At 41.9% G+C, this 14,851-nt stretch carries 14 protein-coding genes; 11 read left to right on the top strand and 3 right to left on the bottom strand.

Annotated elements, in window-relative coordinates; all coding sequences use genetic code 11:
* Nucleotides 1-5: 5 nt before the first annotated feature.
* The 9 genes from J1N09_RS11100 to J1N09_RS11060 all read left to right on the top strand — a co-directional run bounded on the left by J1N09_RS11100 (nucleotide 6) and on the right by J1N09_RS11060 (nucleotide 9,915).
* On the top strand, nucleotides 6-608 hold the full coding sequence (locus tag J1N09_RS11100) for a sugar transferase (protein ID WP_265200276.1): 603 nt from the start codon (nucleotides 6-8) through the stop codon (nucleotides 606-608).
* 1 nt (nucleotide 609) lies between these two features.
* Nucleotides 610-1,242, top strand: a complete 633-nt coding sequence (locus J1N09_RS11095) for a NeuD/PglB/VioB family sugar acetyltransferase (RefSeq protein ID WP_265200275.1) — start codon at nucleotides 610-612, stop codon at nucleotides 1,240-1,242.
* The gene (locus J1N09_RS11090; RefSeq protein WP_265200274.1) at nucleotides 1,239-2,372 is read left to right on the top strand and encodes a DegT/DnrJ/EryC1/StrS family aminotransferase; all 1,134 of its coding nucleotides are present in this window, start codon (nucleotides 1,239-1,241) and stop codon (nucleotides 2,370-2,372) included. The genes J1N09_RS11095 and J1N09_RS11090 overlap by 4 nt, the downstream gene beginning before the upstream one ends.
* Nucleotides 2,373-2,403: 31 nt before the next feature.
* Nucleotides 2,404-4,389, top strand: coding sequence for a nucleoside-diphosphate sugar epimerase/dehydratase (locus J1N09_RS11085; RefSeq protein ID WP_265200273.1), 1,986 nt, complete (start codon nucleotides 2,404-2,406; stop codon nucleotides 4,387-4,389).
* A 26-nt stretch (nucleotides 4,390-4,415) separates the two neighbouring features.
* Nucleotides 4,416-5,192 carry a polysaccharide biosynthesis/export family protein gene (locus tag J1N09_RS11080; protein WP_265200272.1) on the top strand — a complete coding sequence of 259 codons (777 nt, stop codon included), beginning with the start codon at nucleotides 4,416-4,418 and terminating at the stop codon, nucleotides 5,190-5,192.
* A gap of 1 nt (nucleotide 5,193) precedes the next feature.
* Nucleotides 5,194-7,569, top strand: coding sequence for a GumC family protein (locus J1N09_RS11075; protein ID WP_265200271.1), 2,376 nt, complete (start codon nucleotides 5,194-5,196; stop codon nucleotides 7,567-7,569).
* A 7-nt stretch (nucleotides 7,570-7,576) separates the two neighbouring features.
* Nucleotides 7,577-8,920 (top strand): capsule assembly Wzi family protein, encoded by a 1,344-nt coding sequence (locus tag J1N09_RS11070; RefSeq protein ID WP_265200270.1) that lies wholly within the window; start codon nucleotides 7,577-7,579, stop codon nucleotides 8,918-8,920.
* A 157-nt stretch (nucleotides 8,921-9,077) separates the two neighbouring features.
* Complete coding sequence (locus J1N09_RS11065) at nucleotides 9,078-9,377, top strand: LytR/AlgR family response regulator transcription factor (protein WP_265200351.1); 300 nt, start codon at nucleotides 9,078-9,080, stop codon at nucleotides 9,375-9,377.
* A gap of 103 nt (nucleotides 9,378-9,480) precedes the next feature.
* The gene (locus tag J1N09_RS11060; protein WP_414826848.1) at nucleotides 9,481-9,915 is read left to right on the top strand and encodes a COG2426 family protein; all 435 of its coding nucleotides are present in this window, start codon (nucleotides 9,481-9,483) and stop codon (nucleotides 9,913-9,915) included.
* A 4-nt stretch (nucleotides 9,916-9,919) separates the two neighbouring features.
* Here J1N09_RS11060 and J1N09_RS11055 read toward each other — a convergent pair whose 3' ends face one another.
* On the bottom strand, nucleotides 9,920-10,063 hold the full coding sequence (locus J1N09_RS11055) for a hypothetical protein (protein WP_265200268.1): 144 nt from the start codon (nucleotides 10,061-10,063) through the stop codon (nucleotides 9,920-9,922).
* On the bottom strand, nucleotides 10,063-11,478 hold the full coding sequence (mnmE, locus tag J1N09_RS11050; protein WP_265200266.1) for a tRNA uridine-5-carboxymethylaminomethyl(34) synthesis GTPase MnmE: 1,416 nt from the start codon (nucleotides 11,476-11,478) through the stop codon (nucleotides 10,063-10,065). Before mnmE ends, J1N09_RS11055 begins: the two co-directional genes overlap by 1 nt.
* 86 nt (nucleotides 11,479-11,564) lie before the next feature.
* Between mnmE and J1N09_RS11045 the strand changes: the two genes are divergently transcribed.
* Together J1N09_RS11045 and J1N09_RS11040 are read left to right on the top strand one after the other, a co-directional pair.
* The gene (locus J1N09_RS11045) at nucleotides 11,565-11,927 is read left to right on the top strand and encodes a DUF4870 domain-containing protein (protein ID WP_265200265.1); all 363 of its coding nucleotides are present in this window, start codon (nucleotides 11,565-11,567) and stop codon (nucleotides 11,925-11,927) included.
* Between the two features lie 275 nt (nucleotides 11,928-12,202).
* Nucleotides 12,203-13,723: a glycosyltransferase family 39 protein gene (locus J1N09_RS11040; RefSeq protein ID WP_265200263.1), complete on the top strand. Its 1,521-nt coding sequence runs from the start codon at nucleotides 12,203-12,205 to the stop codon at nucleotides 13,721-13,723.
* Here J1N09_RS11040 and dnaN read toward each other — a convergent pair.
* A complete protein-coding gene (dnaN, locus tag J1N09_RS11035) occupies nucleotides 13,720-14,838 on the bottom strand; it encodes a DNA polymerase III subunit beta (protein ID WP_265200262.1) in 1,119 nt (372 codons plus the stop codon). The genes J1N09_RS11040 and dnaN overlap by 4 nt on opposite strands.
* Nucleotides 14,839-14,851: the final 13 nt, after the last annotated feature.

Raw genomic sequence — 14,851 nt, 5'->3', positions numbered from 1 at the left:
GGATCATGTACGCTAAACTGATTAAGCCAGTTTTCGATTTAACAATCGCCACACTCTTGTTTTGCGGCATGACCCCCATTTTTCTAATTATTGCAATCTTATTGTTCATTTTTCAGGGAGGCAGTCCCTTTTTTCTTCAGATACGACCAGGCAAGAAGGAAAAGTTATTTACCATTGTTAAGTTCAGAACAATGAATAACAAAACAGATGACAAGGGGGAATTATTGAGTGATAAAGACCGGCTAACGAGTATAGGTAAGTTTATACGGACAACATCACTGGATGAGATACCGCAGTTGTTGAATGTAATAAAAGGAGATATGAGTTTTGTTGGGCCAAGGCCGCTACTTCCGGAATATCTTGATTTATACAATGACGAGCAAAAACAGCGTCATCTTGTGAGGCCCGGAATCACAGGGCTGGCACAGGTTAGCGGTAGAAATGCTATTTCCTGGGCCGAGAAATTGACATTGGATGTTGAATATGTAAAAAACCAATCGTTACTTCTAGATCTTAAGATTCTGTTACTCACGATAAAGAAAATTTTTAAACGAGAGGGAATAACAAGCGAAGGGCAGGCCACAACGACTAGATTTAAGGGAAATTGATATGAAGGATATTATTATTATTGGAGCCGGAGGTTTTGGAAGAGAAGTTAAGGAGCTTATTAACGATATAAACAGAGAAGAATCAATATATCGAATAATTGGATTTGTAGACGATGGTGTTGAGAAAGGTACCATAATAAACGGAAGTCCAGTTCTGGGAGGCGTTGATGTGTTGCGGAAAGGCTATACCAACGCAGCCCTTGCTCTCGCCATTGGAGACCCTGGAACTAAAAAACGTGTGGTGAATAAACTCAGGGAATTTGATTTTCCTGTATTGAAACATCCGAACGTATCATTAAATGGGGCCAATATCTCAGTGGGGAAAGGTTGTATACTTTCAAATGCGACGATCTTAACTTGTGATATAGTTCTAGGAGAGTTTGTTACTCTGAATTTGGCTTGTACAATTGGCCATGATGTCACTATCAAGAATTTCTGTTCCTTTATGCCTGCAGTGAATATAAGTGGGCAGGTGGAAATTGAAGAATGTGTCTACGCCGGAACCGGGGTGAAAATTATCAATAACCTTAGTATTGGTGAGAATGTAATATTGGGAGCTGGAGCTGTAGTGACTAAATCCATTCCTGCCAATACAACTGCCGTCGGTATGCCGGCAAAACCCTTAAACAGATGAGTTTAAAACAAATATACCTATCCTCACCACATATGGGAGGTAAGGAAAAATTATATGTTCAGGAGGCCTTCGACACGAACTGGGTGGCACCGCTGGGACCTAACGTAACGGGTTTCGAGAGTGATTTGGAAACCTACCTGGGTGAGGGATGCCTCGTAGCCGCCTTAAGCTCCGGTACAGCGGCTTTACACCTGGCGTTAATCTTACTAGGAGTAGAACAGGGTGATGAAGTGATTTGCCAAAGTATGACCTTTTCTGCATCTGCCAATCCCATCGTGTACCAGGGTGCCACTCCCGTTTTTATAGACAGTGAACCAGAAAGCTGGAATATGAGCCCCGAACATTTGGAAGTTGCTATAAAAGATCGAATTGCGAAGGGAAAGAAACCTAAAGCGATAATAGCGGTTCACCTGTATGGGATGCCTTATATGGTTGACGAATTGAGAAGTATCTCGAAGGCCTATGATATTCCAATCATTGAAGACGCCGCCGAGGCACTTGGAAGCACCTATAAGGGACAGAATTGTGGATCCTTTGGGAATCTCGCGATACTATCATTCAATGGAAATAAGATCATAACAACTTCGGGGGGTGGTGCGTTAGTATCTAAAGATCCGGAACACATAGATCGAGCCATCTTCCTGGCTACTCAGGCCAGAGATGAAGCGCCTCATTATCAGCATTCGGAGATTGGTTATAATTATCGTTTGAGTAATATTTGTGCTGGAATAGGTCGAGGACAAATGGAGGTGTTGAATGAACGGGTCAAACTTCGGAGATCCATGCATGCATTTTATTCTGAATTATTTCAAGACAAGAACGGTATTAAGGTATTTTCGGAACCTTCCAGGGATCATTTTTCCAATCACTGGCTTACTTGTATCACTGTGGATCCGGGAATTACAGGATTCACTTCAGAAGAAATACGCTTGGCTCTAAATGAAAAACAGATAGAATCACGGCCTTTGTGGAAGCCAATGCATTTGCAACCGGTGTTTGAAAGTGCTCCGTACTATGGTGGGAATATAGCCAAAGATCTGTTTCAAAGAGGGTTGTGTCTACCATCCGGATCGAACCTAGATAGTGTTGAAAAAGAAAGGATTATGACCGCATTGTCCCAATTCCTGTAGATATTAGTTATATTTGTTCAAAATCTATGAAGTGCTGACCCCCAATCGCATCTTAAACAACCTATATCGTGGTGATAACGGGTTGAAAATACTTGACCAGCGTTATCTTCCTCGCTGGATCGTATTGCTCATCGATATTTTTCTGGCGATCTTTTCAATGGTGCTTGTATACCTGATCATCCTTGGTACACCAATTAATTTCAAGGGTTATATAAGTTTACCGGGCGAAGCGGCTATAATCTTAGCCGTACAAATTGTATTCTTCTTTGTGTTCAAAAATTATTCAGGGATTATTCGTCATTCCACCTTCACCGATATTCTGAAGTTGGCATTTTCTGCCCTGTTTACAGGTCTCACATTACTTGGTTTTAATTTCTTTTTTGATATGATCCAGGGGGAACGGATTTTCCTTACCACCTCCATATTGTTGTATATGCTGGTATCGTTTACCGTGATGTTGCTGTTCCGAATAGCGGTTAAAGAAAGTTATCAATTTCTCCGAAATAGTGCCAGAGGGGAAATGAAGAAGCGCGTTGCCATCGTTGGATTGGACGACAGAACGATTTCATTAGGGAAAGCACTTACAACCGAGTCGGACAAGTCTTTTATACTAGTAGGTTTCCTTACTGAATCTATAGAATCAAAGCGCCTAAAGATATTCGGTAAACCGGTCATCCCACTTAAAGGAAATTTCTCTGAGACCATATCCGGATTGGACCTGGACGGAATTCTTCTTATCAGTGAAGGAATGAGTGGTAAACGAAAGAACCAGATTATAAACGACTGCATCGACAATAGCATCCAGATATTCAATGTTCCGGACATGGAGACCTGGAACAAAAAAGAGGACATTCAGAACCAGATAAAACCACTTGATATTGAGGATCTCCTGGAAAGGAGTCCCATAAAAATCGACGACAATCTTATTAAAAATGACCTTAATGACAGGATTATACTTGTCACCGGGGGTGCGGGTTCCATTGGTAGTGAGATCGTTAAGCAAGTGGCTGAATTCGAGCCAAAACAGGTTGTTATTCTTGATCAGGCTGAATCTGCCCTGCACGAATTAGAGCTTTATCTAAGGGAGAATTATCCGAAATTGAATTTTATTACGGAACTCGCGGATATTAGTAATATGTACCGCATGGGTTTACTTTTCAATAAGTATAAATTCGAAATGATCTACCATGCTGCCGCATACAAGCACGTTCCGCTTATTGAGCGTAACCCGCATGAGGCAATCTATGTGAACATACTTGGTACTGTAAATCTCGCCATTTTATCAGCCAGTTACGAGATTAACAAATTTGTTATGGTTTCTACAGATAAGGCTGTTAATCCAACCAACGTTATGGGAGCCTCGAAGCGTGTAGCCGAAATGTACGTTCAGTCGCTACAACACGAGGAAGGAGTTAAAACAAAGTTTATTACAACTCGTTTCGGAAATGTACTAGGCTCCAATGGCTCGGTAATTCCTCATTTTAGAAAGCAAATTTCACAAGGGGGACCGGTAACCGTAACGCACAAGGATATTATACGGTATTTCATGACCATTCCTGAAGCTTGTTTGCTTGTACTTCAGGCAGGCACTATGGGGAATGGTGGAGAGATCTATGTATTCGATATGGGTAAACCGGTAAAAATTCTGGATCTTGCGGAAAAGATGATTCGTCTATCCGGGCTGGAACCTTATGAAGACATCGATATCGAAATAACCGGATTGAGGCCAGGGGAGAAGTTGTATGAGGAATTACTTAATGATTCATCAACCTCGCTGCCCACACATCATCCGAAGATCATGATATCGAAAACCCCCATCGAGAGCTTTGAAGATCTGAAAAAAAGGGTTAAAGATATTATCAAACTAGCCACACGTGGAAAAGATGACGAGGTAGTCCAGCTACTGAAAGATCTGGTTCCGGAGTTTATCAGTGAGAATTCCGAATTTTCCGCATTGGATGGTAAAAAAGAAGAAGGTGTAGTGGAAATGAAAGTAAGACATAGAGCTGCTAATTAGTAGGGGTGCAGTCAATAAGATTTATAATGCAACACAACCTAAACCAATACATGAGAAGGGCGTTTTTAGTACTGTTGATCGGTAGTTTATTATCCTGCGCTACCAAGAAAGAGATCATTTATTTTCAGGATTCTGAAGCACTTGATCAAAGCGAAATTCAAAAAGCGTTTGAACCCTTGATCGAACCAAATGATATTCTGCATATTTCGTTATCATCGTTCGATGAATTGCTCGTAGCACCCTTTAATAAAGAAAGGATAGCTGAAAATGCGGTTAATTCACAGAGCCTATCTCTCCAGGGATATCTTGTGAGTTCTGAAGGAACCATAAATTTTCCAGTGCTAGGATCGATTCCTGTTGGAGGAAAATCCAGGTCGGAGATCGAGCAATTATTGAAATCGAAATTATCCGAATACGTTACAGATGTGGTTGTCGATGTGCGTATTCTCAATTTCAAGGTCACGGTTTTAGGTGAAGTGAGTAAACCTGGTGTTTACACCATTCAGAACGAAAGAATAACATTGCCTGAAGCCCTTGGACTGGCCGGTGATCTCACTGCGGACGGTGATCGGAATAACATTACTGTAATTCGAGAAGAAGACGGAAAAAGAGTGGTAAGTAAAATAGATATTACCGGAACGGAATTCTTCGGAAGTCCTTTCTTCTTTTTGAAACAAAATGATGTGATTTATGTAGAACCCTCATTGAGAGGGGTCAAGAAATCCGGATTCATCCCGGACATACCCGCACTACTATCACTCGTTACTGTTGTTCTAAGTGCTGTGATAATCATTACTCGTTAATATGAATTCAAACGATCATCAAACAACGGTTGAACATCCGCTGCAGGATGGGTTAAAAGTATATATACGCCTTTGGTACTGGTTCGTGATAGGCTGCCTTATTACTCTTACCGGTGGCTATCTGTTCCTGCGTTACGCTACTCCTGTATATGAGGTGAAGGCCAAAGTGATCATCAAAGACGAAAGGAACAGCAGTGGATTCCTTGAGTTGTCGGCAATTCCAGAGATCGGCAATTTCATGTCTCGATATGGAAATAGTAAGATAGAGGATGAGATCGCCATATTCACATCCAAGCGTTTGATAACTAATGTGATAAAAGAGTTGAAACTGAATACAGTGTATCGCGCTGTTGGGAATGTTAAAACTTCGGAACTATATGGAAATCTGCCATTTACCGTTCAATTCCTTGATTCAGGAAAAGAACTTAAAGGAAAGCCGATGCCAGTGCTCAACATCGAAATTCAGGACGAAGAAACTTTCGTTATTTCTACTGATGATTCAGAACGGGCTACACATAAATTCGGGGATCGTATTCAATTTGACTTTGCAAGTATCATTGTCCTTCCCAATCTTGAAGATGTTGAGATATTCAATAAATACAAGCAGGAGACCGTAACGGTTACATACACCGATGAGGAGTCGTTAGCTTTACATTATCAGAACAATCTCACTTTACTGAATGAAGTTCTCAATAGCCATGTGATTGAACTGTCCTATTCAACACCTATTCCCGAAAAAGGGAAAGATTTTATAAATGAACTTATAGATGAGTATAATAATGATGCGGTAAATGACCGAAATCAAATCACTCGGAGAACACTTAAGTTTGTTGATTCGAGACTCGATATAATTACAAAAGAGCTCGATTCCGTAGAGCTTGACAAGGAGGAATTTAAGAGCACCAATCGCCTTACAGATATTCAAACCGAAGCCGGTATCATACTAGAGAGTGCCAGTGAGTTTGAGAAACAGCAACTAAGTGTTACTACTCAACTGGAATTGATCAATACCATGATCGACTATATGGAAACGGAAAATGAAAATGAACTATTACCTTCAAATATAGGATTACAGAGCGAAGATGTGGTTGTGAATGTTAACGATTACAATCAACTGCTGTTGGAACGAAACCGCTTGTTAAAATCTTCAACCACTAAGAACCCGGTAATTGTAACGCTTAACAACCAAATTGATCAGCTTCGTGCATCAATTCTACAATCCCTGAAGAATAGTAGGAATGGTTATCGGGTGTCACTTAAAGATTTAAATTATGGCGAATCCAGACTCAACAGAAAAATTCAGGAAGTTCCCGCGAAAGAACGAATTTACCGGGATATAGAAAGACAGCAATCGATAAAGGAGCAATTATTCCTCTTCCTTCTACAGCAACGTGAGGAATCCTTAATCTCGTTGGCCGCGAATGCCACTAAGGCAAAGATAGTGGACAGTGGTTACAGCAGCCAGGAACCGGTATCTCCAAACAGACTGATGATCTATTTTATTACTTTGGTACTGGGTCTATTATTGCCATTTACGATCATCTACCTAACTTCAATCTTTAACAATAAGATTCCAAACCGCGAAGAACTGGAGAAACTATTAGGATCCATAGGTATACTAGGAGAGATTCCGAAGATTTCAAAAAACACCCAAGACTTCGTAGGGCCTAACGACCGAAGTATTCTTGCTGAGTCCTTCAGAATACTTCGAACCAACATACAGTATTACAGACGTAATACAGGAGTGAAAACGGACCAGGGCTTCACCATGTTTGTAACATCATCTATTACCAACGAAGGAAAGACATTTGTGGCATACAACCTGGCCACAACCCTGGCACTGACAGGAAAAAAGGTAGTTCTGGTGGGTGCGGATATTAGGAATCCTCAATTGCACCGCTACCTTGCAGATAGGGATAAATCCTTCCAAGGTCTTACTGAATATATAGCCGATGAATCCGTTACCCTGGATTCGATCATAGCTAAAAGCGATAACCTGGATTCCCTGAATATAATTCTCTCCGGTGCAATACCACCGAACCCAGCTGAATTACTGATGAGGGAACGGGCAGTTCAATTCTTCAACGAGCTCAAATCGAAATTCGACTATGTAATTGTGGACACAGCTCCATCCATGGTGGTTACTGATACATTGTTGATCAGTTCTATAGCAGATATGACCTTATACGTAGTTCGAGCGGATTATACCGAAAAACGACTGGTTGGTTTTGTTACTGAAGCGTCAAGAGAAAACAAACTCAAGAACATCGGAGTTGTCTTGAACGGGGTTAGCGAGAATAATTTCGGTTACGGAAATAAATATGGATACGTGTATGGGCAGGAAAAGAAACCCTGGCATAAACGTATTTTCAATTAGTTCATTTATGCGTCTTACTCTTTTTTGCTGCTTCCTGTCCCTCTCCCTTTTCGCACAGGATCAAGGTTTTGTTACCCATGGTGAAGTTAGTGCAAGTGCTTTTGTTGCTTCGGAAGAGAACTTACCGTTTTGGTTCTATACGAATCAACACAATCAATTTGGTGCAACGTCGGACTATCAGTTCAATGCGTCCGTTGAGTCGTTCTACAATATCAATGATAACCACAGGATAGGAGCAGGGCTCAGTGGAGTGTACCGAAATGGAGTTGCGGATGAGTTTCAGAGAATAAACTTATATGTCAGCTATAGCAACCGATGGATAGAAGCAACTCTTGGGGCGAAGAAAGAAGAATTAAAACTGGATGGTCTGTCGGCTACAAATCAAAACTTCTTGTGGTCCGGAAATGCTCGTCCCTTACCCGGTGTGAAGCTTGAAGCACCAGGATGGATGAGAGTCGCGGACGGATTATACCTGGACTGGAGTATTGCTCATTTTGTGTTAAACGATGATCGCTATGTAGATAATGTATTAGTTCATTTCAAAGATCTGGCAGTGAAGTGGGACATTAATACTAATAACACCTTGAAGTTTAAACTTCAACATGTGGCTCAATGGGGTGGAACTTCTCAGTTTTTTGGGGAAGTCCCTTCCGATTTCGGTACATATATCGATGTGTTTTTTGCAAAGCGAGGGGATGAAGGCGATACGCCTGGTGATCAGATTAATGCGGTGGGAAACCACATAGGCAGCTACTTATTCGAGTACAATCTTAACCAGACGTATGGTGATTTTACAATCTATCACGAACATCCCTTCGAAGATGGTTCGGGAACCCGACTGGCGAATTTCCCTGATGGTGTGTGGGGCTTAAGTTATTCTCCTAATGACAAGAAGATTTTTTCCAGGATTTTATATGAATTCATCACTACAAAAGATCAAAGTGGGAGCGGCACAGGAACAGGGTTTGATCGTTATTTCAGTAATAAATTATATCGAACCGGTTGGGCCTATGAGCAAACAATAATAGGTTTTCCTTTTTTTACATTTGATGCAAACCGTACCATAGATGAAGAAACAACGCCTATTATTAATGATGTGGTTCAATTACATCATTTTGCGGCTAATGGTTACTTCGGAAAGTTTGCCTGGATGGTAAAATCTTCTTTCTCAAGTAATTTTGGAACCTTACGCCAACCTTTCCCGGAGAAACTGAATTATTGGTATAATGTAATCTCATTGAGCTACGATGCCGAAGCCTACGGGGTTATAACACTGCTCACTGGAGCAGATACTAGTAATCTCGCCGAAGACACCTTCGGTGCAGGGCTTCAGTATTTGTACAAATTCTAGGAGATATTCACTTAAATAAATAAACCCCTTCCAATAATCCGGAAGGGGTTTTTCGATCAATTAAGTTTAATTATGAATTAAAATTACTCTTTGATCAATCGCTTGACAGTTGTAGCGGCTTCGCTGTTGATCTGAACCATATACCACCTCCAAAGGGATCTATCTCTACGAACTCGAAAGTATCATCCGCCTGCAATCCGAGGGGAATTACACCAACATCTATCTCAATGATGGGAAAAAGGTGACTGTAGCAAAAACTCTTCGCGAATTTGAAGAATTGCTGGAAACTTCCGGTTTTTGCCGAATACACCATTCTCATATCATCAATTTGAATCACCTTGAAAGCTATATCAACAAGGACGGCGGATATGTGATCATGGATACTAACACCACACTACCTGTTTCCAAGCGAAAGAAAGGGGATCTACTTTCGCTCCTCGGTAATATCAATAGCTGATTTTGTAAATATTTTATGAAATCATATATACATACTAACCTAAATGCGCGTTATATTTGCACGTCTTCAATAAGCCCCTGTGTTCAGAGATATAATGATAGCGATGTTATGGAGTGTTTCCCCTCTTGGGGAAGCCAAAGTCGGTATTCCCTATGGTATGATGCAAGGGGCGAACATCTACCTGGTGTTTTTTGCTTGTTTTATGGCTAATCTATTGGTTTTCCCCATCATGATGATTTTTCTGGACAATATAAACCATTACTTTCTGCGATGGACCTGGTATAAAAAATCCGCTATTTGGGTGGCGCGAAGGGCAAAAAATGGCTCCGGAAACAAGATTCGGAAGTACGGCTTTTGGGGGTTGTTGTTTTTTGTGATGATTCCTCTACCGGGTACTGGAGTGTATGCCGGGAGTATTGCTACTTATCTCTTCGGAATAGAAAAAAAGAAGGCCTTTACAGCTAACGCCATCGGTATCTTCTTCTCTTCCGCAATCATCTGGGGAACGACTGCCCTTACCATGAACGGTATCGGTTAATACCTTATTTCTCACTTTTCTTTTTTCTGAATAGGAATCCGAGGGGGAGCCAGATAAACAGGAACAGGAATTTCCCTGTTACTAGTCCAAAGATCGTAATCGCAGCTGCAATAACCAGGATAAGAGTATTAAGTGAATTGAGCTTCATTACTTCCCGATACAAAAATTAGCAAAGATATTCCCCAACAGCTCATCATTAGAAATCTCACCTGTGATCTCCCCGAAGTGATACAGGGCTTGTCGGATGTCGATGGCCAACAGATCGCCACTTAGTTTATTATCAATTCCCTGTTGTACCTTGTCAATTTCCTCCAGGGCCTTTATAAGCGCGTCGTAGTGTCGTGAATTGGTAACGATGGTCTCGTTATTTCGCAGTGCGCCGGTGTTTACAAAGTCCAGTAATGAATTTTTCAATTCCTCAACACCTTCTCCCGTCTTGGCAGTAAGGAGCAGGGCCCGGGATTTCTCACTTTCGCCCGAAATTACATTGAGCTCGTTTTGAATTTTGACTTTTTCTCCTTCTGAGATCAGATCGGCTTTATTAGCAATGACCAGGATAGCTTTTTGAGGATATTTTTCATGAATTTTTCTTATCTCGACCTTCAACGCATCTTCCTGGTTGATAAAATTCGAGGCTTCCAAAAGGAATACAACTACCTGAGCTTGCTCCATCTTTTCATAGGTCTTCTGAATACCCAGTCCTTCGATCACATCACTTGTATCGCGTATTCCGGCAGTGTCGATAAACCTGAATCCAATCCCACCAATGGTGATCTCGTCTTCGATGGTGTCGCGTGTTGTGCCGGCGATATCACTTACAATAGCTCGTTCCTCGTTGAGCAGGGCATTAAGCAGCGTTGATTTCCCAACATTAGGTTCACCCACAATAGCCACCGGGATGCCGTTCTTCAGCACATTACCGGTTGCAAAGGAATCGATCAATCGCTTCAGCACGTTTCGTATTCTGCTTATCAGCTTCTGAAAGTCATCCCGGTTGGCAAATTCCACGTCTTCTTCGGCAAAGTCCAGTTCTAACTCAATAAGCGAAGCAAAGTTCAGTAACTGCTCACGTAATTGTTTTATTTCCGAAGAAAACCCACCACGCATCTGTTGAATCGCCAATTGATGGGAAGCTTCACTGTCACTGGAAATAAGATCTGCCACGGCTTCTGCCTGACTAAGATCCATTTTACCATGCAGGAAGGCCCGTAACGTAAATTCGCCAGGTTGTGCCATCCTACAGCCCTTCCTGAGGGCATATTGGATGATCTCCTGTTGAATGTAACTACTTCCATGACAGGAGAACTCAATTACATCTTCACCTGTGTAGCTATGAGGATCCTTGAATACTGTGGCAAGCACTTCGTCAATAATGCGCTGGTCTTCTTTAACATGGCCAAGGTGTACGGTGTGTGAGGGTTGCTCACCGAGTACCTTTCCCGAAACAGACTGAAACATTGATGATCCAATGGTCAACGCCTCAGGGCCGGATATCCTGATAACGGCAATTGCCCCAGCTCCGGCAGGAGTTGCTAATGCTACTATGGTATCGTTATTCGTCATGGGCTGCAAAAATACGAATTAGTTAATAGTTGTAACGTTTCAATCAAAATACTGTCTTATTAAATGCAACATCAAAATCAATCAAAATGGAAGTTATCAATCATAACGCGAAACGTGTAGACAACAATCTTCTGGTTGTTACTCACCTTACGCAACTACTATATTATATCACTGGTTTCGGTGGCCTCGTTGTTCCGCTAATACTTTGGTTAACCCAAAAAGACAAAGTAGTAGGCATGGATGAACACGGTAAGGCAATCGTGAATTTGCAGCTTACACTGATCCTCATTACCTTCATAAGTATTCCGGGTATTCTATTACTTGGACTAGGAATTCTAGGGCTTATCTATGTAGGATTTGCAGGGTTTATAATCCCAATAGTGAACGCTGTTAAGGCAGGAAATGGTGAACCTCCAACCTATTTCGGAACGATCAGATTCCTTTCGTAAATGGTCTGGTGGGCAATATTAAGCGTGGCAGTGGTTTTCTGCACGCTCGTTATCGGCGGTGTCTTTAAGAAGGACAACTGGCGATCTTTGGATGATAAGTAATTAAGTTTCCATAATTACTTGCAGTTTAATTAATAACCCCATCTGGACCGATGGGGTTTTGTTGTTGGGACCGTAGTACCGGATTCAAGAACCAAAGAATTCATCAATAATCAAGAATTAAAAAAAAAAATCAGCAACTTTGACAAATAAGCCATCGTAATTACCAGCTAGGTATGAGAAAACAGTATACGATCGTTGTTTACCTGATTGCCCTGTTTAGCATAGCACTCCACTTGTTTGTTTATAACAACCTGGAATACCACAGAGATGAACTGTTGTATTTTTCTCTCGGAAATCACCCGGACTTCGGTTATGCAACCGTCCCTCCGCTAATCGGATGGATCGCTACAGCCATGCAAACCTTATTGGGAAACACCTTGTTCGCAGTGAAGTTATTTCCGGCTATCATTGGTGGGGCAACTGTTCTAGTATCGGCAAATATTGCTCGTGAATTGAAGGGTGGGATGTATTCTCAGGTTCTAACCGCTATTGCTATTGCCATAATGCCCGTAGGATTAAGGGCGTTTCATTTGTTCCAACCGGTCCCAATTGATATATTTTTATGGACGCTCCTGTTTTTCTTCACCCTTCGTTATGTCAATACCAAGCAAGAAAAATACTTGTTGATCCTTGGAGTAGTTACCGGAATAGCGCTCATGAACAAGTATCTTGTGGCCATCCTCATCTTCACATTACTTATTTCACTGCTGGTCTCACCCCATCGAAATGTTCTGGGGAAAAGGCCATTGTATTTCGGCATGCTCCTGGCACTGCTTATCGTATTGCCCAATCTTATATGGCAATACGCCAATAATTTCCCGGTGATAGGCCATATGGCCGCTTTAAATAACAATCAATTGGTTTATGTAGACCGTACCGGGTTCCTGATGGATCAAATGCTAATGACATTCTCTGTTTTTTACCTGGTCGTTATTGGAATGGTCCGCTTGTACAGAGACCCTAAATATCGCTACCTGGCAGTGAGTTCTTTGTTGGTGGTACTCATTTTATTTCTTTTGAAGGGTAAGAGCTATTACACGGCAGGCATATTTCCTATGTTGATCGCTGCCGGCTGTACGGGGATGGAAAAGATAACTCGAAAACCCATCCTCAGGGCAGCCGTACCCTTACTGATAGTGGTCCTCACGTATCCGTTGCTTCCAATGGGGCTACCGGTGTACAACGAGGCCGGCTTGGTGGCTTATTTTAAAGACCTGGAAGAGGACTACGGTATGGAAATAGGCAGAAGGTTTGAGGATGGTACCATTCATTCCCTTCCGCAGGATTATGCCGACATGTTGGGCTGGGAAGAGCTTACTGCGATCACCTACGAGGCCTATGATAGGATCCCCGAAAAGGACAAGGCGCTAATTTATGCCGAGAACTATGGACAGGCCGGTGCCATCGCCGTCATCGGTAAAAAATACGGGCTACCGGAACCGGTTAGTTTTCATGAAAGCTTCTATTACTGGACTCCTGAGAAATTCAACCCGGACATAGAATACTTTGTCTATATCAACGATGAACTTGGGGAGGACATTCCTCAAATTTTCTCTCGAATTGAAGAAATTGGTAGTATCTCGAACATCAATGCCCGCGAATTTGGAACAAAAGTATACTTGTGCAGTGAACCTAAGGGTTCGTTCAATACATTCTGGACTCAGGTGTTACAGCGGGTGAATGATCCGTTTTAGTTGTTCAGCATCACCGGCATTACCAGCATAGTGATCTCTTCACCTTCATCAAGACCGTCAACAGGAGTTAATATTCCTGCCCTGTTTGGTAAGGACATTTCCAGGGAAACATCATCACTGGTAAGGTTATTCAGCATTTCCGTGAGGAAACGGGAGTTAAAACCTATCTGCATATCATCACCCTGGTAGTCGCAGGTTAAGCGCTCTTCCGCCTTGTTGCTGTAATCGATATCTTCAGCAGAGATGTTTAATTCCGCACCGGCGCATTTCAAGCGGATCTGGTGTGTGGTTTTATTACTGAAAATACTCACCCGTCGAACAGAGTTCAGGAATTGTGTTCTGTCTATAGTGAGTCTGTTGGGATTTTCCTTCGGAATAACCGCCTCGTAGTTCGGGTATTTACCATCAATCAGACGACAGACCATTTCTGTGTTATCGAAACTGAATTTAGCGTTACTCTCGTTGTATTCGATAATCACATCCTCTTCACTGGCCGCCAGGATCCCTTTTAGAAGATTCAATGGCTTTTTAGGCATAATGAATTCCGCAGTCTGATTCGCGGTAACATCGGCACGAGAATACTTCACCAATTTGTGAGCATCCGTAGCTACAAAAGTGAGACTTTCAGTAGAGAACTGGAAGAACACTCCACTCATTACCGGGCGCAGGTCATCATTCCCACTGGCAAAGATCGTTTTACTGATGGCAGTAGCAAGTATATCCCCCTGAATTGTAGTACTGAAAGGGTCTTTCAACTCAACAGGGTTTGGAAACTCTTCACCACTGGCGTAAGCCAGTGCATATTTACCATGATTACTGCTGATCTCAACCGTGTTATTATCCTCAACCGTGAAAGTAAGAGGTTGTTCCGGAAAGGTTTTCAATGTATCGAGTAACAGACGAGCCGGGATACAAACACTACCTTTCTCACTGCTTTCTACATCGAGTTTTGAGGAAATCGTAGTTTCCAGGTCCGAAGCCGAAACATTCAGAGTGTTACCGTCCAGATCGAATAAGAAATTATCCAATATAGGAAGGGTGTTGTTGCTATTGATAATACCGCCTAAAACCTGCAGTTGCTTCAATAAATAAGAACTCGATACAATAAATTTCATTTTGTCTCTCTAG

This window comes from Aureitalea sp. L0-47 (assembly GCF_026126405.1).
GTDB lineage: Bacteria > Bacteroidota > Bacteroidia > Flavobacteriales > Flavobacteriaceae > Pukyongia.
The sequence above is the reverse complement of the archived record's forward strand: the minus strand, read 5'-3'. Positions and strand labels throughout refer to the sequence as shown.